Origin of the sequence: Microcoleus sp. AS-A8 (assembly GCA_039962225.1) — a bacterium.
In the GTDB taxonomy this organism is placed as follows: Bacteria; Cyanobacteriota; Cyanobacteriia; order Cyanobacteriales; family Coleofasciculaceae; genus Allocoleopsis.
On the sequence record JAMPKV010000007.1, the window covers coordinates 106,330 to 128,915 of the forward strand.

The 22,586-nt window shown below is 46.4% G+C and carries 11 protein-coding genes and 1 pseudogene; 9 read left to right on the forward strand and 3 right to left on the reverse strand.

Annotation, left to right across the window (positions count from 1 at the left end; translation table 11 throughout):
- Positions 1 to 107: 107 nt before the first annotated feature.
- From NDI48_12760 to NDI48_12780, 5 genes are all read left to right on the forward strand, one after another.
- Complete coding sequence (locus NDI48_12760) at positions 108 to 2,465, forward strand: response regulator (protein ID MEP0832075.1); 2,358 nt, start codon at positions 108 to 110, stop codon at positions 2,463 to 2,465.
- 267 nt (positions 2,466 to 2,732) lie between these two features.
- Positions 2,733 to 8,885, forward strand: a complete 6,153-nt coding sequence (locus NDI48_12765; GenBank protein MEP0832076.1) for an AAA family ATPase — start codon at positions 2,733 to 2,735, stop codon at positions 8,883 to 8,885.
- A gap of 5 nt (positions 8,886 to 8,890) precedes the next feature.
- A complete protein-coding gene (locus NDI48_12770; GenBank protein ID MEP0832077.1) occupies positions 8,891 to 12,784 on the forward strand; it encodes a PAS domain S-box protein in 3,894 nt (1,297 codons plus the stop codon).
- Positions 12,774 to 13,154, forward strand: a complete 381-nt coding sequence (locus tag NDI48_12775; GenBank protein ID MEP0832078.1) for a response regulator — start codon at positions 12,774 to 12,776, stop codon at positions 13,152 to 13,154. Before NDI48_12770 ends, NDI48_12775 begins: the two co-directional genes overlap by 11 nt.
- Before the next feature lie 150 nt (positions 13,155 to 13,304).
- Positions 13,305 to 13,592: a Mo-dependent nitrogenase C-terminal domain-containing protein gene (locus NDI48_12780; protein ID MEP0832079.1), complete on the forward strand. Its 288-nt coding sequence runs from the start codon at positions 13,305 to 13,307 to the stop codon at positions 13,590 to 13,592.
- A 332-nt stretch (positions 13,593 to 13,924) separates the two neighbouring features.
- On the opposite strand, the pseudogene NDI48_12785 reads toward NDI48_12780, so the two are convergent.
- A pseudogene (locus tag NDI48_12785) lies at positions 13,925 to 14,310 on the reverse strand (hypothetical protein).
- Positions 14,311 to 14,528: 218 nt separating this feature from the next.
- Here NDI48_12785 and NDI48_12790 point away from each other — a divergent pair.
- Entirely contained in the window at positions 14,529 to 15,290 is a 762-nt protein-coding gene (locus NDI48_12790; GenBank protein ID MEP0832080.1) for a YdcF family protein, read from the forward strand.
- 203 nt (positions 15,291 to 15,493) lie between these two features.
- On the opposite strand, the gene recQ is transcribed toward NDI48_12790, so the two are convergent.
- Positions 15,494 to 17,620, reverse strand: a complete 2,127-nt coding sequence (gene recQ, locus NDI48_12795; protein MEP0832081.1) for a DNA helicase RecQ — start codon at positions 17,618 to 17,620, stop codon at positions 15,494 to 15,496.
- Positions 17,621 to 17,753: 133 nt separating this feature from the next.
- Between recQ and NDI48_12800 the strand changes: the two genes are divergently transcribed.
- Positions 17,754 to 18,038: a DUF427 domain-containing protein gene (locus tag NDI48_12800; protein ID MEP0832082.1), complete on the forward strand. Its 285-nt coding sequence runs from the start codon at positions 17,754 to 17,756 to the stop codon at positions 18,036 to 18,038.
- Positions 18,039 to 18,071: 33 nt separating this feature from the next.
- Here NDI48_12800 and NDI48_12805 read toward each other — a convergent pair whose 3' ends face one another.
- On the reverse strand, positions 18,072 to 18,404 hold the full coding sequence (locus tag NDI48_12805; GenBank protein ID MEP0832083.1) for a hypothetical protein: 333 nt from the start codon (positions 18,402 to 18,404) through the stop codon (positions 18,072 to 18,074).
- Between the two features lie 272 nt (positions 18,405 to 18,676).
- Between NDI48_12805 and NDI48_12810 the strand changes: the two genes are divergently transcribed.
- Complete coding sequence (locus tag NDI48_12810) at positions 18,677 to 21,433, forward strand: pectinesterase family protein (GenBank protein ID MEP0832084.1); 2,757 nt, start codon at positions 18,677 to 18,679, stop codon at positions 21,431 to 21,433.
- Between the two features lie 86 nt (positions 21,434 to 21,519).
- Positions 21,520 to 22,302, forward strand: coding sequence for an SDR family oxidoreductase (locus NDI48_12815; GenBank protein ID MEP0832085.1), 783 nt, complete (start codon positions 21,520 to 21,522; stop codon positions 22,300 to 22,302).
- Positions 22,303 to 22,586: the final 284 nt, after the last annotated feature.

Genomic DNA, 22,586 nt, shown 5'->3' on the forward strand with positions numbered 1-22,586 from the left:
TGAATATGAACTGAACTAGAGCTAGGCTTAACCTAGAGAGTGCTCTGTAAGTGGCAGAGTTTTCTCATTGTCCAGTCAGTCCTTGGAGTTCGCGGTCATCAGCCATTATGAAAATTTTACTGGTAGAGGATGATGCGCTCATTGTTGAGCCACTTGCCAAAGCCCTGATTGACCAACGCTATGCTGTTGATGTGGCGACAGATGGTCAAGCGGGTTGGGAATTGCTTGAATCCTTTGCCTATGATTTAATCCTGTTGGATGTCATGCTGCCCAAGCTTGATGGGATGACGCTTTGTCGGCGGCTGCGATCGCAAGGCAATCAAACCCCAATTCTCCTATTGACTGCCCAGAAGACCAGCAGCAATACAGCCATAGGTTTGGATGCAGGGGCAGATGACTATGTTGCCAAACCTTTTAATTTGCAGGAGTTATTGGCTCGTGTCCGCGCCTTACTGCGGCGGGGGGGAGCAGCGTTACCACCGCTCTTGGAGTGGCGAAACCTAAAGCTTGACCCTAGTATTTGTGAAGTAACCTGCGATGGTCAATCGGTACGTTTGACGCCCAAAGAATATGGTCTGCTAGAACTTTTCCTACGCAACCCGCATCGCATCTATAGCACTGGTGCATTGATTGACCACATCTGGTCATTTGAAGAACCGCCTACAGAAGACACCATCCGCTCCCATATCAAGGGATTGCGCCAGAAGATCAAGGCAGCAGGGGCTTTAAATGACCCAATTGAGACAGTTTATGGTATTGGCTATCGACTCAGACCAGTAGAAGAAAACAACAAAGGAGCAAAACAGCAAAAGAGTAAAAACGGAAAGGGGCAGGAAAGCAAAGCAGTAGAAGAATCTACAGTCGAATCCGAGACTCTAGCCGGAATCAGTGATATTTGGGAACAGGTTAAAGAGGATACCAATGGTCGGGTTGATGTGCTTGAGCAAGCGGTAGCGCTATTGCTCCAAAATAAGCTGACTGACGAATGGCGGCAACAAGCAGAGTCGGCGGCTCACAAGCTAGCAGGCTCGTTGGGCATGTTTGGGGCTGATGAAGGCTCCCGTTTGGCTCAAGAAATCGAAACGTTATTGGAAAAGGGAGTATCGCTGGATCGCAATCAAACGCAGCACCTCTCCCAACTTGTCACAGCGCTGCGTCAGGAAGTGCAACGCATGAACACCGGGCAACTTCCTGAAATAATCTCAGCAGGTGAACCCATTGATGAGCGTCCTTGGCTGTTAATTGTGAGTCCGAATCGGTTACTGGCTGAACAATTGGCGGCGGAGGCAGCGAGTTGGGGAATGCGATCGCAAATCACATCAAACCCCGTTGTCGCTAGAGAGCAGATAACTGATGAGCGCCCGAATGCTGTTTTGCTGGATTTTGCTGGGGCTGACACCCTTGATAACAATTTGACATTGTTAGCGGAATTGAGTGCTTGTACTCCACCAGTACCCGCTCTTGTCCTCACAGAGCGGGATAGTTTGATTGATCGCGTGAAAATCGCTCGTCTGGGCGGCCACCGGGTTTTACAGCAGCCTGTCACTGCTACTCAGGTATTAAAGGCAGTCAATCAAGTACTGCAAAATACCCGTCTGACTAAAGCAATGGTGATGATTGTAGACGACGATCCGCAGGTATTAATGGCACTACAGCATTTACTGATACCTTGGGGGCTTTATGTGTCCGTTCTCGACAATCCGCTCCTATTCCTGGATACGCTGGAGGCTACCCCACCAGATATATTAGTTCTGGATGTAGAGATGCCCCATATCAGTGGGATTGAGCTATGCCAGGTGGTTCGCAATGACCCACGATGGAGTGGATTGCCCATCCTGTTTCTCACGGCTCATACCGATGCTGAAATCATGCATCGGGTATTTGCCGCAGGTGCAGATGACTATGTGAGAAAGCCGATTGTTGGTCCAGAACTCGTCAACCGGATTTTCAATCGCTTGGAGCGATCGCGTCTGCTCAAAACGCTATCAGAAACTGACGCCTTGACTGGAGTTGCCAATCGTCGCAAGTCCACTCAAGAGTTGACTCAATTTCTTGAATGGAGCCGACACTGCCATCAACCACTTTGCTTTGCGATCGTGAAGCTAGACCATCTCGGTCATATTACTCAACAATACGGTCATGCGGCTGGAGATGAAGTGCTAGCCCGATTTGGGGAACTGTTACGGCAAACATTCCATAGTGATGATGTTGTCGGTCGCTGGGGAGGTGCAGAGTTTGTGGTAGGTATGTCCGGCATGACGAAAGAAGACGGTGTGCGACGGCTTTCGGACTTGCGGAAGATGCTGCGTCAATTTGAGTTCAAGGCGGAAAACGGCACCTCGTTTCGAGCGACCTTTAGCGTGGGAGTCGTTCAGTATCCTCAAGATGGGGATGCGCTACAGTTGCTTTATCGAGCTGCTAGTGCTGTGTTGGGTCGAGAGGATGTGAGGGGCGATTCTGCCTAGGGGGTGTTTTCAAACCCTTTGATCCCCCCCAGCTCCTCACTAAAGCTCCGGCCTTAAAAAGGGGGGAGAATTTAATCAAAGTCCCCCTTTTTAACTCTGATTTAGAGGGATCTTCTAGGATGAAATGTAATAACAAGTGGTTTGAAAACACGCCCTAGGGGGTGTTTGGCGATCGCATTGAGATGTCAGGTGTTCAGATTCCCGACTTCTTAAAGAAGTCGGGAATCTCGGCTTCACGAAGAGTTTTAATTAAAGGTAAATACGACCATGAATATTGCTGGCTACACCGTCTTAGACGTGATTTATGAGGGAATAAACACCGTCATTTATCGTGCTGCTAAAGAGCCAGAGCATACCTGCGTTATCATCAAAACCCTAAAAGCTGAGTATCCCACAATTGAAGAACTCACAAAACTGAGGCATGAGTTTAAAATCCTCCAGCCTCTAGATATTGATGGAATTCTGAAACCAATTGCTCTAGAAAGTTACCAGAATGGCTTAGCGCTAATTCTACCCGATTTTAAAGGAGAAGCACTGACAAGTTTTTTCTCGGCTCAAGCACTTGAGTTGAGCAAATTTTTGCAAATTGGTATTCACTTGGCTTCAACCTTAGCTCAGCTTCATCAGAATAATATTATTCATAAAGATATTAAACCCCATAACATCCTGATTGATTCAACAACAGGTAAAGTTAACATTATTGATTTTAGTATTGCTTCTCGTTTATCTAGAGAAAATAAAACAGTTAATAATTCTAGTTCGTTGGTTCACGAAGTATCCTCCACTGTTGGTGTACCGCAGGACATCGGAGTAGGCACGCTTGCCTATATGGCACCCGAGCAAACCGGGAGAATGAATCGTGCGATCGATTATCGGACTGATTTTTACGCTTTAGGCGTTACGTTTTACGAAATGCTAACGAGTCAGTTGCCCTGTCAGGCGACTGATGACCCACTAGCAATGGTTCACTGCCATATTGCGAAAACTCCAACCCCACCACAGGAACTAAATCCAGCCATTCCTCTGGCGGTATCTGACATTGTAATGAAACTCCTTGCTAAGACAGCAGAAGACCGTTATCAGAGTGCGCTGGGACTGAAAGCCGATCTAGAAGTTTGTTTGAGGGTGCTGCAAACGTCTGGAGAGGTTGCTCACTTCAAAGTTGGAGAACTGGATTTATTTAGTCAATTTTCGATTCCGCAGAAGCTGTATGGACGCGAACAGGAAGTTGGTTTGCTAATGGATACTTTTGACCGTGTCAGTTCTGGCAGAACAGAGATGATGCTGGTCAGTGGTTACTCTGGAATTGGAAAATCCTCGCTGGTGAATGAGGTTCACAAACCAATTGTGCGTCAGCGAGGATACTTTATTTCTGGTAAGTTTGACCAGTTCAAGCGCAATATTCCCTATGCTTCTATCATTCAAGCGTTTCAGGACTTGATGCGGCAGCTACTGACGGAAAGCGATGACAAAGTAGCAATTTGGAAATCAAAACTTTTAGAAGCCCTCGGTTCCAACGGTCAAGTCATTATTGATGTGATTCCCGAAGTAGAACGAATTATTGGACTACAGCCAGCGGTTCCTCAACTTGGTGCATCTGAATCGCAAAACCGATTCAATCGAGTATTTCAACAATTCATCCACGTCTTTTGCCAACCCGAACATCCGCTTGTTGTCTTTCTAGATGACTTGCAGTGGGCCGATTTATCTTCTCTCAAGCTCATTGAGCTAATCGTGACCGATCCGGATAGCCAATATATGCTGCTAATTGGGGCATATCGAGACAATGAGGTCAGTGCCACTCATCCCTTAATTCATACATTGGAGCAAATTCAACAGGCTGGAGCGGTTATAAATAACATCATTCTCCAGCCGTTGAATATTGTTCATGTTAGCCAATTAGTCGCTGATACTCTCCACAGTGCTGCTGCCCAAGCTAAGCCACTAGCTGATTTAGTTTTCAAGAAAACACAAGGTAATCCTTTCTTTTTAACTCAGCTACTCAAATCACTTCATCAGGAAGACCTCCTGACATTTAATTTCAGTCAAGGTTGCTGGCAGTGGGATATCGATGTTCTTCAAGGCATTGATATCACTGAGAATGTTGTCGAACTGATGGTCAGTCAAATTCAAAAGCTGTCCCCCAAGACGCAGAATGTCCTAAAGTTAGCCGCCTGCATTGGGGACAAATTTACGTTAGATGTTTTAGCCATTGTCAATGAAAAATCTCAGTCAGAGACAGCAACGGATTTGTGGGTTGCCTTACAAGCAGAGCTGATTTTACCGCTTTCGGAGGCTTATAAAACTCCGATGGTGTTTGACATAGAACCCTCAACCGCTTTGCAAGTTGAGCCGTTAAGCGTTGGCTACAAGTTTTTGCACGATCGCGTCCAACAAGCCGCTTATTGTCTCATTCCAGATTCACAGAAGAAAGAAACTCACCTCAAAATCGGTCAGTTGCTTCTACAAAATACGACGCCTGAAGAACAAAAAGAAAATATCTTCGCGTTGGTGAATCAACTGAATTACGGCACCGACTTACTTACCTTAGAGTCGGAACGATATAAGCTGGCTGAACTTAATCTTATGGCAGGTCAGAAAGCGAAAGCAGCGACAGCGTATGAATCTGCTATCCGCTACCTGAAGGTTGCTTTGGGGTTATTGGCAGTAAATAGCTGGCAAAGTCAGTACGAGCTAACACTAGCACTTTATGAATCAGCGGTAGAAACAGCGTACCTGAACTGCGATTTTGAGCAGATGGAGAAATGGGCAACAGTTGTCCTGCAACAGGCAAAAACCCCTATCGACAAAATGAAAGTTTATGAGGTGAAAATCCAAGCCTACATGGCGCAAGTTAAACAGCTAGAAGCTGTCAAGATGGGATTGCAAGCGCTGGAAAAATTGGGGGTAAGGTTGCCAGAGGTGCCCAGCGCCTCAGATATTGAGCAAATACTAGCTAAAACAGCGGCTAATTTAACGGGTAAGAATGTAGAAGACTTGATTAACTTACCGTTAATGACGGAGGTAGAGAAGGTGGCAGCTACACGGATGCTAGCGAATATGGGGTCTCCTACCTATCAAGCAGCACCTGCACTGTTTCCGTTCGTTGTATGCGAACAAGTGAATTTATCGATCAACTATGGCAATACACCTGCTTCAGCCTATGGTTATGCTTGTTACGGTCTCATGTCAAACGGGATACTTCAAGATGTTGAATTGGCTTATCAATTTGGCAAGTTAGCTTTAAACCTAGTAGAACGATTCAATGCCTTACAACTCAAAGCGAGCGTATATTTTGTGGCAGTGTCATCAACGATTCATGGAAAAGCTCATGTTAAGGAGACGTTGCCACTTTTACTAGAAGGATACCAAAGCGGGCTGGAAAACGGACATTTTGAATATAGTGGCTATGCTGCTATGCAAAGGTGCCAACATTTCTATTTCATGGGGCAGGAACTGCCAAGAGTTGAACGAGAAATGGCAACAATCAGTGATAGCCTTGCTCAACTCAAGCAAGAAAACGCCTTGAGCTGGAATCAAATCTTTCAGCAGTCTGTCCTTTCCTTGCTCGATGCCGCTGAAAATCCGTGCTGCTTACTCGGTGAAGCTTACAATGAGGAGAAATCATTGCCGCTTCTTAAGGAAGCCAACGATAGAACTGGGCTTCACTACTTTTATATAAACAAACTTATTCTTTGTTATTTATTTGGAGAATACCAGCAAGCCGTAGAAAATGCAGCTCAAGCCGAACACTATTTAGATGGCGTAAACGCGTTCCTAGTTGTTCAAATCTTTCATTTCTATGATTCTTTAGTACAACTTGCGCTCTACCCAACAGCGTCACCCTCACAGCAAGAACATCTCTTGAGTAAAGTGACGAGTAATCAGGAAAAAATGCAAAGATGGGCAGACCATGCTCCGATGAATTTTCAGCATAAGTACGAGCTTGTGGAGGCAGAGAAAGCACGGGTATTGGGGCAATATTGGCAAGCAACAGAGTATTACGATCGCGCGATCGCAGGAGCCAGAGAGCATGGATACATCCAAGAAGAAGCTCTAGCCAATGAACTAGCGGCAGAATTTTATTTCTCGCTTGGTAGGGAGAAGTTTGCTCAAATTTATCTGACTGAATCCTATTATGGATATGCTCGGTGGGGAGCAACAGCGAAACTAAAACAGTTAGAAGGAAAATATACAAATTTTTTATCTCGGAGAGCTAACCAAGAAACTCCCAGTAAGGAAGGAGCGCGAAGAACAGTATCAACAACTGATAATACTGCATCTCTAGATTTAGATACAGTTCTCAAGGCATCACAAGCTCTGTCTGGCGAGATTGTTCTCGAAGAATTACTGGTTAAGTTAATGAAGATTGTAATTGAGAATGCTGGTGCTGAAACTGGATTCTTAATTTTAGAAAAGTCAGGTGAATTGCTCATAGAGGCTCAAGGAACTACCGAAAAAACTGAGGTTATGGTACTGCAATCGCTACCATTAGCTACTAGCCAGCAATTACCTGTCTCTATCATTAAGTATGTAGAGAGAACTCATGAAGACGTTATTTTAAAGGATGCATCCTCTACAGGAATTTTCACAACTGATACTTATATCATTAACAAAGAAACAAAATCGGTTTTATGTACGCCACTGATTCACCAAGGTAAGCTTGTAGGTATTCTTTATCTAGAAAATAATTTAACGACTGGAGCCTTTACTTCCAATCACCTAGAATTACTAAAGCTTTTATCATCTCAAGCGGCGATATCAATAGAGAATGCGCGTCTTTATAAAGACTTAGAAGCAGCCAATAAAAGCTTAGAAAGCAAAGTCCAACAGCGCACGCTAGAGTTGCAACAAGAAATTAGCGATCGCAAACGCGCAGAGGAAGTGGCTGACGCTGCCAACCGAGCCAAGAGTGAATTTTTGGCAAACATGAGCCATGAACTCCGAACTCCCCTGAATGGCATTTTAGGCTATACCCAAATCCTGAATAAGGACAACACGCTCACAGACTTACAAAAGAGTGGTGTTAATACCATCCATCGCTGTGGCGAACATCTGCTGATGTTGATTAACGATGTTTTGGACTTGTCCAAAATCGAAGCTCGAAGAATGGAACTCTACCTGAACAATTTCCAACTTCGAGACTTTCTGGAAGGGATTGTTGCAATCTGTCGAATCCGGGCAGAGCAAAAAGGAGTTTTGTTTACTTATAAAGTGCTTTCGTCACTTCCCCGATTAATTCGGGCAGATGAGAAACGGTTGCGGCAAGTTCTGATTAATCTACTGAGCAATGCGGTTAAATTTACCGAAAACGGTGAGGTAACCTTTAAAGTTGGATATGTCGATAATTTTGAAGGCTCAGCCTTAACTCAAAACTCAAAATCCCTACGGGGCGCGTCTCCTTATTCGGAAAAGGTTCCGAATACCGACGCACTTCATACTCAAAACTCTTCCAAACTTCGGTTTCAGGTAGAAGATACGGGCGTTGGAATAACACAAGAGCATCTCCAGGAAATCTTTCTGCCATTCCGACAAGTGGGCGATCGCTATCGGCAGATTGAAGGAACCGGCTTGGGTTTAGCCATCAGTCGCCAACTCGTTCAATTGATGGGAAGTGACATCAATGTGCAGAGTACGCCTGGAAAAGGAACCATTTTCTGGGTTGATTTAGATCTGGCTGAAGTTGACTGCCCGTCTGATATTGCCTCTCCCGATCGTCGCTGTGTTCGTGGATTCAAAGGCTGCAAGCGAACAATCCTGGTAGTAGACGACAGGGAGGAAAACCGCCTAGTTCTGATTAATCTACTACAGCCGTTAGGATTTGAAGTGATAGAGGCGATCGATGGTCGAGATGCTCTACACAAGGCACACCAGTTTCGACCTGATGCAATTTTGATGGATTTGGTGATGCCTGTTATGGATGGGTTCGAGGCAACCCGTCAAATTCGGATGTCTCCAAGCTTACAGCAGACAGTTATTATTGCGACCTCAGCTAGCGCATTTGATATGGATCGAGAGCAGAGTCGAGAAGTCGGCTGCCATGATTTTCTACCGAAGCCAATCCACGAAGCAGAGCTATTGGAGCGATTATCCCTTCATCTGAAGCTAGAGTGGATTTATGAAGAATCAAGCGCTGAGCGAAAGGACTCAGTTCAACCTACTCTACTGGAAGGACAAAGCCCTCCAGCACCCAACACTCAAGATGCTTCTCCATTGATAGCTCCCCCTGCTGAAGAAATTGCAGCTTTACTCAACTTGGCAATGATGGGCGACCTCCAAGCAATTGCTGAACGAGCAGCTACATTAGAAACGCTCGATCCACAGTTGATTCCCTTTGCTACCCATCTTCGCCAACTTGCTAAAGGCTTCAAAGCGCGGCAAATTCGGGAGTTTATCAAACAATTTCAGAGGTCAGAATAAGCGCTATGACTGACACGGGAGTCATCTTAATCGTGGATGACACACTGACCAATTTAGAAGTCCTGTTTGGCTGTTTGACCAATGCTGGCTTCAGAATCTTAGTGGCGGAAGATGGGATGAGTGCGATCGAGAACGCACAGTATGCCTTACCTGATTTAATTCTGCTAGATATCCTAATGCCCGGTGTAGACGGGTTTGAAACGTGCCGTCGTCTGAAAGCGGATGAAGCAACAGCAGAAATTCCCGTCATTTTTATGACCGCACTGACTGAAACTATAGATAAAGTAAAAGGCTTCAGCTTGGGTGCGGTGGACTATATTACGAAGCCCTTTCAACAAGAAGAAGTGTTAGCTAGGGTTCAAACCCATGTGAATCTCCGACATCTGACCCAGCAGCTTCGAGAACAAAATACACGACTAGAACAGGAAATCCAGGAACGTCAGCAGAAGGAGGCGGCACTGTCCGAGAGTGAGGAGCGATTCCGCCTGCTGGTTGAGAAGGTCAAAGACTACGCGATTTTTATGCTCGACCCCAGCGGACGGGTTGTGAGCTGGAATAGTGGAGCAGAGCGGATTAAAGGATATCGGGCAGACGAGATTATCGGTCAGTCCTTCTCCCGCTTTTATCCCGACGAGGAGATTCAGCACGGTTATCCTCAACGATTGCTAGAAATAGCAGCCGCCGAGGGTCAAGTAGAAGATGAAGGGTGGCGCGTTCGTAAAGATGGATCGCGATTTTGGGCGAATGTTGTGATTACCGCCTTGCGAGATGAGACGGGAAACCTGCGTGGCTTTACAAAAGTGACGCGAGATATTACGGATCGCAAACGGGCAGAGGAGGAGCGCGATCGCTTTTTCAACCTCTCTATGGATATGCTAAGCGTTTCTGGTACCGATGCTTACTTCAAGCGTTTGAATCCAGCGTTTGAGCAAGTACTTGGCTACACCAACGAAGAACTACGACGACAACCATTTCTCGACTTGGTTCATCCCGATGACCGGGCTGCAACCCTTGCTGAAGTTGAAAAACTTGCTGAGGGTCATCTAACCCTTGATTTTGAGAATCGCTATCGCTGTAAAGACGGTTCGTACCGATGGGTTTCCTGGAAAGCCTTTCCCATTGTTGAAGAAAACTTAATTTATGCGATCGCCCGCGATGTTACCGAGCGCAAACAGGCAGAAGCAGAACGCCTGCAACTTCTCGCTCAAGAGCAACAGGCAAGGGCTGAAGCAGAGGCAGCTCGGAACCAGAGCGTTAATATTCTGGAAAGCATTACGGATGCGTTCTTTGCACTGGATAAAGATTGGCGATATACCTACTTAAATCGACAAGCAGAACTGCTCTTGCAGCGAAAGCGGGAGGAGTTGCTCGGTCAAGTGATGTGGGATGAGTTTCCTGAAGCGGTTGGCTCAACCTTTGACCGAGAGTATCACCGGGCAGTGTCGGAGCAGGTGAGTGTTGAGTTTGAATCGTTCTATCCGCCGCTGAATGTCTGGTTTGAGGTACACGCCTATCCTTCTAGAGAGGGTCTATCCGTCTATTTCCGAAATATTAGCGATCGCAAACGGGCAGAGGCAGCATTACGGGAAAGCGAAGAACGGTTTCATCAGGCGTTTGAAAATGCCGCGATCGGGATGGCATTGGTATCGCTGGATGGTTATTGGCTGCAAGTCAATCGTTCTCTGTGTGAGATGCTGGGTTACTCAGAGCAGGAATTGCTAGCACTCACCTTCCAGGCCGTTACCCATCCAGATGATTTGCACCTTGGACTCAACTATTTTCAGCAAATGCTGTCCGGCGAGATTCGCTCATGCCAGTTTGAAAAGCGGTATTTGCATAAGCTCGGACATACGGTTTGGGGAATGTTGAGTAGTTCAATGGTTCGTGATGGGCAAAACCAGCCATTGTACATCGTTACCCAAATTGAAGACATTACCGAGCGCAAACAGGCTCTTGAGGAACTCCGCAATCTGAGCAAGGCACTGGAAAGTGCTGTTGAGGGTATCGCTCAAGTCGATAGTCAGGGGCGTTACTTCAAAACTAATCCAGCTTATGCCCGCATGTTGGGTTATCAACCCGAAGAATTGGTTGGGATGAATTGGAAACAAACGATTTATCCAGATGAATTGGAAACCATAGAGACTGCCTACCAACGGATGCTGATTGACGGTAAGGCAGAGTTTGAAGCTAGAGCATTACGCAAAGATGGAACCGTCTTCGATAAGCAAGTGGTGATGGTTAAAGCCTACGACCAACAACAGCAGTTCATTGGGAACTACTGTTTCATGAAGGATATTAGCGATCGCCGCGAAATTGAACGATTGAAGGACGAATTCATCTCAGTTGTCAGCCATGAACTGCGAACACCGCTCACCTCCATTTCCGCTGCTTTGGACTTACTAGCCGGTGGGGTCTTGCAAAACCAACCAGAAGATGCTCAACAGATGTTGAACATTGCGGCGAATAACAGCGATCGCTTAGTTCGTCTGATCAATGACATCTTAGACATCGAACGCATTGAGTCAGGCAAAATCATTATGACGAAACAAGCCTGCGATGCTGGTGACTTAATGAATCAATCTGTAGAGGCAATACAGGAGATAGCAGAAAGGGATGGAGTCACCCTATCCGTTTCTCCTGTGTCAGTCCGCCTCTGGGCAGACCCCGATCGCATCATCCAAATCCTCACGAACTTACTCAGTAATGCCATTAAGTTCTCACCTCAAGGCAGTACAGTCTGGCTAAGTGCAGAGTTGATCAGGAGTCAGGGGTCAGGGATCGTTTATCCCTCATCCTCTCCTGACACTCTGCTTATTAAAGTTAGAGACCAAGGACGCGGGATTCCGTCTGACAAGATTGAATCTATTTTTGAACGCTTTCAGCAGGTTGATGCCTCGGATTCGCGTCAAAAGGGGGGAACGGGTTTGGGTTTAGCCATCTGCCGCAGTATCTTACAGCATCATGAAGGACGGATTTGGGCAGAAAGCACATTAGGAGAAGGTAGCACGTTCTACTTTACCCTACCCATCCTTAGCGATGTCCAACGTCCTGAGTTTGTCCCGCCTGATGATGGGCCCGCTTCGCTAACAGTTTTGAGTACTCAGTTAGGAGATTCAACTCAAAATTCTCCCCTTGTTCTGGTCTGTGATGATGACTCCTCTGTTCGGACTGTGGTACAAGCCATGCTAGAACGACAAGGCTACCGAGTGCTGACCGTCGCATCGGGACATGAGGCGGTACAACAGTCCGTTACCCATCCGCCTGATATAATTCTTCTCAACCTCATGATGCCAGAGATGGATGGGTGGGAAACTCTGGCCGTTCTGAAACAGCAGACAGAAACTCAAACGATTCCAGTTATTATTCTCAGTGGGCTGTTACCGGATGCAAGAGAAGCCCCCCATCCGGATGTCAGCGATTGGATTGTGAAACCTCCAGAACCCAGGATATTACGTCAAGCTCTAGAGCGAGTATTAGCTGATCGCAATCAAACCATTAAAGTTCTGATTGTCGAAGATGATTTAGAACTGGCACAGGTACTCGCCACCATGTTTTCTCGCCACGGGATAGAAACCTTTCAGGCCCAAACCGGACGGGACGCCATTCACTTGAGCCAGCGCATTCTTCCCGATCTACTAGTACTCGACTTGGCACTGCCAGAATACAATGGTTTTGCTGTAGTGGACTGGCTGCGGCAGCATAATCGCTTGCGTCAGGTTCCACTCGTTGTCTATACTGCCCAAGATTTAGATGAGAGCGATCGCCAACGGTTAAAACTAGGACAGACGCTTTTCTTTACTAAAGGACGCATTACTTCACAAGAATTTGAACAGCGAGCGATCGACCTGCTCAACCGCATGATTCGAGGCAAGACGGGAGATACCCCTGATGACCACTAGACGCATTATGATTATTGATGACGAATACGATATTCGGGCAGTAGCTCAACTCACCCTCAAAACGGTCGGTGGCTGGGATGTATCGATTGCTGCATCCGGTGCGGAAGGACTGCGTCAGGCAGCCGATGAGCAGCCTGATGTCATCTTATTAGATGTGATGATGCCGGATATGGATGGCATAGAAACGTTTCGGGCGTTGCAGGCGAATCCAGCGACCCAGTCTATTCCTGTAATTTTAATGACAGCAAAGGTGCAAGCGGCAGAGCAGCGACGGTTCGCTGAACTCGGCGTGGCAGGAATTATTCCCAAGCCATTCAAGGCAATGAAACTCCCCGGTCAGATTGCGAAAACTCTCGGCTGGGATGAGTAACCAGATTTTTTCGGTTTGATTTGGAGTCTACACAAGTTCTGCATTTTTCCGCTCTAACTTAGAGACTAACCCGGATTAGACATGAAATCGTCAGTTTCGGCATCTACCCTCTGGCCGATATTTCTACAACCTCTCCCCTATTGAGTCCTTATTGTGAATAGCCCAACTGTACATCACTTGAGTCCTGCATTGCGCCCAATTCGCCAATGGTTGGAATCTTTAGAAATTCGCGATGCTCATGTGGCGCGATCGCTCTGCAAAATCATTCCGGCTAGTTGTCCCTTTGAGCGAGAAATTAAATTTCTTGACCGCACTATCGTTCGCATTCCACCGCTGTGCAAACTGAATCCTTTCTACGAGCAAATCGTTTGTATTCGCTTCAAATCTTTAACCTATTTGGCAGACCAATGTGGTGAAGATGTAACGCTTTACTGCTAAATTATTTGTATTAGTTCCATCCCTACATTCACAACTGCTTTAGCTGTCCATACCGCCGGGACTTAAACAAAGTTCAAGCCCAAATAAAGCCAAAATTCTCTATACCGCTCTTCCATCAGTCTAGGCAGAGAAAAATAATAAATCTTCTGAATATGAGGTGTCTGGAATAGAACCTCGCAATCGATCACAATGATGCAACCTTAGAAAAATCATGTGAGCTATTGTCCGCAAAAGGCCAGATTCAAATAAGCCGAAGTACGGTGGACTGGTTATTGCAAAAGATACAATTGACTCGCAAAATTCTAGGTAATTAATTTGAGTAAAATTTATTAAATAAGCTTACTCAATTGCTGAACATTCGACAGCAAATCTTGCCAGTCCACCTGGTGAATAAATCAAATTTTTAATATAAATTCAGGCTGCCAACAAGGCTATCAATTACTCCGGCATACCATTGTTCTGGAGTAATATTCCAGGCACCGCTCACCGTAATATCAATCGCCGCACAAGCCAAATCCTCTGCTTTTAGACGCTGCATCCTTCGTACCCGTAAACTCGATTGCCCCATCTGCCGGGAGTTGAGTACGTAACAAAATTCCCCAGCTTTGAGTCCGTTATATCAATCAGAGTCTGCCTGTCGCATTACATAACTAGCGGCATCAATTGGCAAACTTCCCCTAAATTGATATTCATATACCGGATTGGATGAGACATTCATGGAATATAACAATGGAACCGTCAATTTGGGTTAGGTGACTGTAGTCCCTATCTCTTGTATGTGTCTTCTTATGCAAGAACTTCGCTCAATCTCTGTCTACAACTATCGTTAGGAATATCTTTCACTTCCTTACGTCCTGATTTTCAATTGAACAACTAGAAAGGGAACCTAGCCTAATATTGCGGTGAATGTACCTTCATGATGAACAGTGAAATCCGATGCTTGACCCCGCTTGGTGCGACCACTCTATGACCCACTGGCTGACCTTGAAGAACCTGTTTTCTCAGTGGCTCATGACACCGACCTTAATGTTAGTTCCACTGGTCATAGTGGTAGGATTCCTTTGGCTGATTCCCCGACGGCGTTGGAAGCATTTATTCGCTGGTTTAGGAATTATTTTATTGGTGATTTATTTTACAGCCACTTCTTCATTAACCGTTGCTTTAGCCAGTCAAGGATTAGTTGCTTTTTTACCTAAAGATTCTGGTGAAACGGTGGATGCAATTGTTGTGTTAGGACGTGGTTATCAATTTAGAGCATCTAGAGTAGAAGTGGCGGCTAAACTTTGGCAAGCCCATCGAGCACCCTTAATTTTTGCTAGTGGTGCAGGAGATGCTTCTGAAACAATTGAGCTATTCACCGCAGAAGGTATTCCCAATCAAGCGCTAGCTCACGAAGATTGTTCTCGTACCACGAAGGAAAATGCTGAATTTACAGCAGCAGTGCTACAACCTCAAGGAGTTAGGACAATTTTACTCGTAACTGACCCCCCTCACATGTTGCGATCGCTCCTTACCTTTCGTCATTTCGGGTTTCAAGTTATTCCCCATAGCAGTCCGCTACCGTCGGATTTAGCGCCTAAGAGAAAAGCTCTGATGGTATTCTACGAGTACCTGGCTTTCATCACTTATGGATTACAGGGGCGGTTGTTTCCACAAAGCATTCCTGAAGCAACCAGTGTTCAATTTACTCTGAAGTAAGAAGATAGAGACATTTATTCTACTTACAATCAACTGAATATATCTAGTTGACTGTAAATACTGACGGGATGGCTAATGATGCCAGGACAAAGGCTACGGAGTTAATACAAACAGAGAAAAGAAATCGGACAATTGGATCAAATGACTGAAACAAAGCATTATGTGCATTTCTAATTGTCAAAGTTAGTCCAGTTGCAGCAACATCATCGTTCCCTCCGCCACCAAGATCGCACCAGTTGAATTTCCTCATAACTATATTCCTCTCCCAAATGTTCCCGAATGGTTTTAAGCGACCCCTCACCTACAGCTTGAATCCCTTGAAGTATAGTTTTTTGCCGTTCCGGAACCACCAACTGATTTAAATCCACTGGCTGTTTCATTTCCAGTAACTCACTCAAATGAGTCACAATTGTACGAGGAGTAAAACCGCGTTTTTGAGCAATTTCTTCAACACTCAACCCTTGCTGATAGTATTGCAGCGTCACCATGTGAGTATTGGCAGGCAGAGGAACAGGTAATTTTTGTTCTTGACAAAATGCCCGAATTTCTGAAACAAATTTATCCCCATATTGATTAACTTTATTTGTCACAACCCCGGAAATTTTGGCAAACGCTTCCAGGGTTTGGGGTTGTTGCTGCGCCATCAATCTTAGGCTAGAATCTGCAAAAACAACATAAGGCGCAACCGAGTGAGCATCGGCTATTTGTTTGCGTAACTTTCGTAGGCGTTCCAACAACATTTCGGCTTCAGCGCTTCTAGGATTAATCTCTGCTAACGCTTTAGCAACTGGAGTCTGAGTAATAGCAATTTCAACCGTTCGCTGACTTCGCAGGACTTCCCAACTCAATTTATTTAGCTTTAAAATTCGGTAACCATCGGTCGTTTCATCGAGTAATCCTTGATGTAAAAGCGATCGCCCCAACATCTTCCAATCATCAGCACTTCTATCCTTGCCAATCCCATAAGTAGAGAGCAGGTGATGCCCATACTGCTCAATCTTCTGCTTTCTAGAACCCCTCAGCACATCAATAATATGAGTTATACCGAAACGTTCTTTGCAACGTGCTACGCAAGAGAGAAACTTTTGCGCTTCAATCGTCCAATCTTCTACCGGTTTGGGGTTACGGCAGTTATCACAGTTTTCACAATTCCCTTTAAACCGTTCGCCAAAATAACGGAGTTGAATGGTCCGGCGACAATCGGTTCCTTCCGCGTAATCGATTACCTGACGCAACTGCTGACGGGCAACTCGTTGTTCTTTGGGATCGGGTTTTTGCTCGATGAGATAATCAATGGTGCGGATATCAGCCGCACCGAAGAAGAGGGTACAATGTGCCGGTTCGCCATCGCGTCCTGCGCGTCCTGATTCCTGATAGTATCGCTCTAAATTGTGGGGTAAGTCGTAGTGGATGACGAAGCGGACATCGGGCTTGTTAATACCCATCCCAAACGCAATGGTGGCTACCATCACCTGCACATCATCCCGAATGAAGCGCGTTTGATTGGTTGCCCTGGCTTCATCACTCATCCCCGCATGGTAGGGCAATGCATCAATTCCATCTTTCTGGAGGCGAAAGGCGACTTCATCCACCGCACGACGACTTAAGCAGTAAACAATGCCTGAGCCTTTATGGGATTTAATTTTTTTTAAAAGTTGGTTGTAGCTGTGGCGTTCTTTGGGTTGAACTTCGTAGTAGAGGTTGGGACGGTTGAAGCTGGCAATGTGAACTCCCGGTTGCCGCAACGTCAGTTGTTCTAGGATATCCTGTTGCACACGTTTGGTGGCGGTGGCAGTGAGGGCGAGAATGGGGATATCGGGATAACGCTGGCGCAATTGTTTCATTTGGCGATATTCCGGACGGAAGTCGTGCCCCCACTCCGAAACGCAGTGCGCTTCATCAATGGCAAAAGCGGAAATGCCAATTTGTGCCCGCACTTTCTCCAGAAAGGGCAGAAATTTCTCTCCCAGTAAGCGTTCCGGTGCGACGTAGAGCAGTTTAATTTTGCCGTTGAGGATGGCGAGTTCACGCGATCGCACATCGTCCCAACTCAGCGTACTATTGAGGAATGTAGCCCCAATCCCATTATCCACGAGGGCATCCACTTGGTCTTGCATTAGAGCAATCAAGGGGGATACCACGACCGTTAAACCCGGTTTCAGCAGGGCTGGCAGTTGGAAACACAGAGACTTCCCGCCTCCTGTGGGCATGATAACCAGTAAATCCCGTTGCGCGAGCGCTTCTTCAACAATCTGTCTTTGTCCTGGACGAAAGGCATCGTAACCAAAGAAGTGTTTGAGTGCTTCCTCCAGGGATTGCAACTGGTACATGATTGATGGTTTTTGCGCTGACGATGCGATTATTGTACCAACCGCAGATTTGAACCTTGTTTGGCCTCGTTCAGGTTCTGGCCTTGAACTCAGGTCATAATAGTATCTGGAGCGTTTATTAAGTAAAGTAACAATGCCAAAAGCAATCTGGAATGGTGCGGTTATTGCCGAGAGCGACAAGTGCGTAGTGGTGGAAAACAATCAATACTTCCCCCCAGACGCCATCAAGAAGGAGTACTTTAAGGAGAGCAATACCCATACCACCTGTCCTTGGAAGGGCGTTGCTAGCTACTACAGCGTTGAAGTGGACGGACAGGTTAACAAGGATGCCGCTTGGTACTATCCGACAGCGAAAGACGCGGCAAAGAATATTGAAGGCTATATAGCGTTCTGGAAAGGCGTGAAAGTCGAGGTGTAGTGAGTCATTGTCAGGGCAAGGCATGTCTTGCCCCTACATGGATTTTCCACTTTTTTTAATGGCATTAATCAGTTCAGTTCGGTAATCTACATCAGCTTCGACGTTAGCACTGGTTAAAGTGCTGCCGACGGCTCGATTCACCTTGAGTTCATTATTCAGCAGCGTGTTGAGGATATCTAACTGAGCGTCGAGAATTTTGGGACGCTTTTCGTACCAAGTGGCAATTATTTCTGATATCTTCTCTTCATCCTGAGGCAGGGAAGCGGCGAGCTTATCTAGGATTGCCCAATCTTGAGGAGAAAAGAGCGATCGCTTAGTTTTCAATAACTCAATGAAGGCTGCGATGTTCTGTTCATGAAATGACATTACCAGAGTCCTCAAAATTGTTGGCCTGCCGCTTGACGCGGGTGTTGTTTGGAGGTATTGACTAGCTTGCCTCAAGCACTATGCATATTACTACTGTAAGAGAGCGATCGTTCTGTTGAGGAATAACATCATCATTTTCTATCATCAAAACGGTTGAATTAGCTCCAACCGAGACTCAATCAGACTTATGATTTTTTAGATAGTGATACTCCAGCCTGGATGAGTTAACAAGGGCACACTAGCCATTATTTCCATACACCAATAATAGCCATATGGACAATTTAATTTTAATCATAGGCTTGATCGCCTTGATCGTGGGTTCCGTAGCCATTTGGTTGAACAAGCAGACAAACGCACGTAACCGCATCAGCCATGAGCGCGCCAAAAACGCTCTATTACAGTTTGAAACACGCTTAGATGATCTAGATAGGCAATTACAGCAGGAACGTACTTCACTTCCTGCTGAACTCACAACGTTACCGACTCAGATAGAAAGTATCCAGCAGAATTACTCCCAGCTCCACTCTCAAGTCTCAGAACTCCAAACCCATGTAGACACCAAAGATGAGGAGCGTCTGCAACTCAATTCCCAAGTAGCAGAACTGCAAAACCAGTTTCTCACGATTCAGCAAGAACGCAACCAACTGTTCTCTCAACTTCCCCAACTGCAAACTGAGTTAGAAGCAATCACTCAAGAGCGCGAGGAGCTAAACTTCCAACTCTTAGAACTGCAAAACCAACTGGAAACCCTAACTCAGGAACGAGAGCAATTGTATGGGCAACTCTCACAACTGCGCCAGCAAATTGAAGGCGTTCAGCAGGAGAACGTACCGCTACACTCGGAGTTTGCTGAACTACAAAACCAGTTTCTCATGATTCAGCAAGAGTGCAGCCAACTGTCCTCTCAACTTCCCCAACTGCAAACTCAGTTAGAGGCAACCACTCCAGAACGTGAGTACCTAAACTTCCAATTCTTAGAAGTGCAAAGCCAACTGGAAACCCTAACTCAGGAACGAGAACAATTGCATGGGCAACTCTCACAACTGCGCCAGCAAATTGACGGCGTTCAGCAGGAGAGCGTACCCCTACATTCGGAGTTCGCCGAATTCCAAAACCAGTTTCTCACGATTCAGCAAGAGCGCAGCCAACTCCACTCGCAACTACCCCAACTGCAACAGGAATTAGACACGAGCAACCAAGAGCGTGAGTATCTCAATTTCCAATTCTTAGAACTGCAAAGCCAACTAGAAACCCTAACTCAGGAGCGCGAATATCTATCCTCCCAACTGTCTCAATTGCGTCAGCAAATCTACAGCCTCACCTCAGAACCTGCGCCGCTACATTCGGAGTTTGCCGAACTCCAAAACCAATTGCTCAATGTCCAGCAAGAGCGCAGCCAACTACATTTACAACTTCCCCAACTGCAACAGGAATTAGAAACAAACAACCAAGAGCGCGAGTATCTCAATTTCCAACTGTTGGAACTGCAAAGCCAACTAAAAACCCTAACTCAGGAGCGCGAATATCTATCCTCCCAACTGTCTCAATTGCGTCAGCAAATCTACAGCCTCACCTCAGAACCTGCGCCGCTACATTCGGAGTTCGCCGAACTGCAAAACCAATTGCTCAATGTCCAGCAAGAGCGCAGCCAACTACATTTACAACTTCCCCAACTGCAACAGGAATTAGAAACGAGCAATCAAGAGCGCGAGTATCTCAATTTCCAACTGTTGGAGCTGCAAAGCCAACTGGAAACCCTAACTCAGGAGCGCGAATACCTATCCTCCCAACTGTCTCAATTGCGTCAGCAAATCTACAGCCTCACCTCAGAGCCTACGCCGCTACATTCGGAGTTTGCCGAACTGCAAAACCAGTTGCTCAATGTCCAGCAGGAGCGCACTCAACTCGACTTACAACTGCCTCAATTACAAAGCCAATTCGAGCAGACTCAGCAAGCGAGTGAGTACCTAAACTTTCAACTGCCCCAACTGCAAAGTCAGTTAGAAACCCTAACTCAGGAACGAGAGTATCTGCACTCGCAACTGTCCGAACTGCGCCAGCAAATCGACAATGTTCAACAAGAACGTGCGCCGCTACAGTCCGAGTTCACTGAACTGCAAAACCAACTGCTCACTCTTCAGCAGGAACGCACTCAACTGCACTCCCAACTTTCTCAGTTGCAACGCCAATTAGCCCCAGTGAGTCAAGAGCGAGAGCCATTGCGCTCCCAACCATCCCAACTGCAAAACCCATTAGAAACGCTCACCTCAGAGCCGATATCCAGCCAGCCGCAGCCTGTTGAAGTATCACAACCGATGGACATCTCTCCGTCGGACGTAACCGTTTCCAGGAAGGAAGGTTGGATTGTGTCTCAACAGGGTCAAGGGGACTATCGTACCATTCGTGAGGCCATCCGCAACGCCAAAGAGGGCGATCGCATTTTCATCCGTCCAGGGTTATACCAAGAAAGCTTAATGATCGACAAGACCCTAGAAATTATTGGCGATGGGGAACTAGAGGAAATCATTATCGAGAGTGAGGACTCGAATTGCCTACGGATGCAAACTGAATCTGCCTTGGTACGTGGTTTAACCCTGAGCGAGCTAGGCAGACATTACACCGTGGATATTTCCCAAGGGCAACTCATCCTCGAAGACTGTAATATTACAGCCAATTCCAACTATAGCGTGGTGGCGATTGGTGGCCCAACAGCTAACCCCGTCATCCGTCGCTGCCACATCTATCAAGGGAAATGGAATGGAATTTGGGTTTCCAACAATGCCAGGGGCACGGTGGAAGACTGCGATATTTTTGAAAATGGCAGTTCCGGGGTAGGAATTGGACAAGGTGCCAAATTAATCATCCGGCGTTGTCAAATTAATCAAAACGGCGGAAAAGCGATCGCCGTCTACAACAAAGGTGAAGCCACCGTTGAAGACTGTAACTTGACAGGCAACGCCGGTGGTGCATGGGAAATTGCCCAAGGCGGTTATGTCCGCAGCACCAGGAATGTCGATGATGAAGGCTAACCGCTTCAGACTTCCCTCACAAGAGGGATGATCATCTCTTTCCCTTTGTTGAACCATCAAATTAAAGAATTAAGGGAGAATAGGCCATGCCACTGACAGGGAAAGTCGCATTAATTACAGGTGCCGGTTCCGGTATCGGGAAGGCGGCTTCCCTAATGCTGGCAAAAGAAGGGGTAAAAATCGCTGCCTTAGGGCGAACCGAGGACGAACTGCAAGAAACGGTTGCTCAAATCCAGAATTCTGGGGGTGAAGCCATACCCGTCGCTGCCGATATTTCCCAACCCGATGAGATGCAACCGGCGGTGCAAAAGGTAATCAATCAGTGGGGGCGTCTCGATATCGTTTTCGCCAATGCTGGGATTAATGGTGTCTGGGCACCGATTGAGGAGTTAGAACCTCAGGAATGGAATAAAACGATTAATGTCAATCTCACCGGCACCTTCTTAACGGTTAAGTATGCCGTGCCTTACCTGAAAAAACAGGGTGGCTCCGTGATTATCACCTCCTCTGTGAATGGCACACGCATCTTTAGCAATACGGGGGCTACAGCTTACTCTTGCACCAAAGCCGCTCAAGTTGCCTTTACCAAGATGGTGGCATTAGAACTTGCCAAGCACCGTATCCGCGTCAATGTGATTTGTCCAGGAGCCATCACCACGAATATTAATGAAAGTACTGAGCAACGGGATTTAGAGGAAATTAAGGAACCCGTTGAGTTTCCTGAGGGTAGGATTCCACTGACGGATGGCAAATCAGGCTCCGCTGAGCAGGTGGCTCAGCTCGTGTTATTTTTGGCCTCAGATGCTTCCAGCCATATTACTGGCACGGAAATGTGGATTGATGGTGGTGAGTCATTGCTACAAGCTTAAAACCTAACAAGTGTCGTTTGGCACCTTAAAGCAACACCCAGAGGGGGGTGAGGGGTGGGGGATATCGCTACGTCACTCCTAATTTTGTGTAAAAGTATATGCGATCGCTGACTCTGTCAAATACCCCGGCCTACTGCGTTAAGGTCGGGGCTTAGACTTGTCTCCCCACCCTACTGCGTTGACTGGAGTTGTGCGGTGAAAAGGGAGACTTCTTTGGGGTTGTTGAAGAACTCTGATTCAGCGATTTGTTTTTGCTATGATACAAATTTTCAAACCCTCTGCTG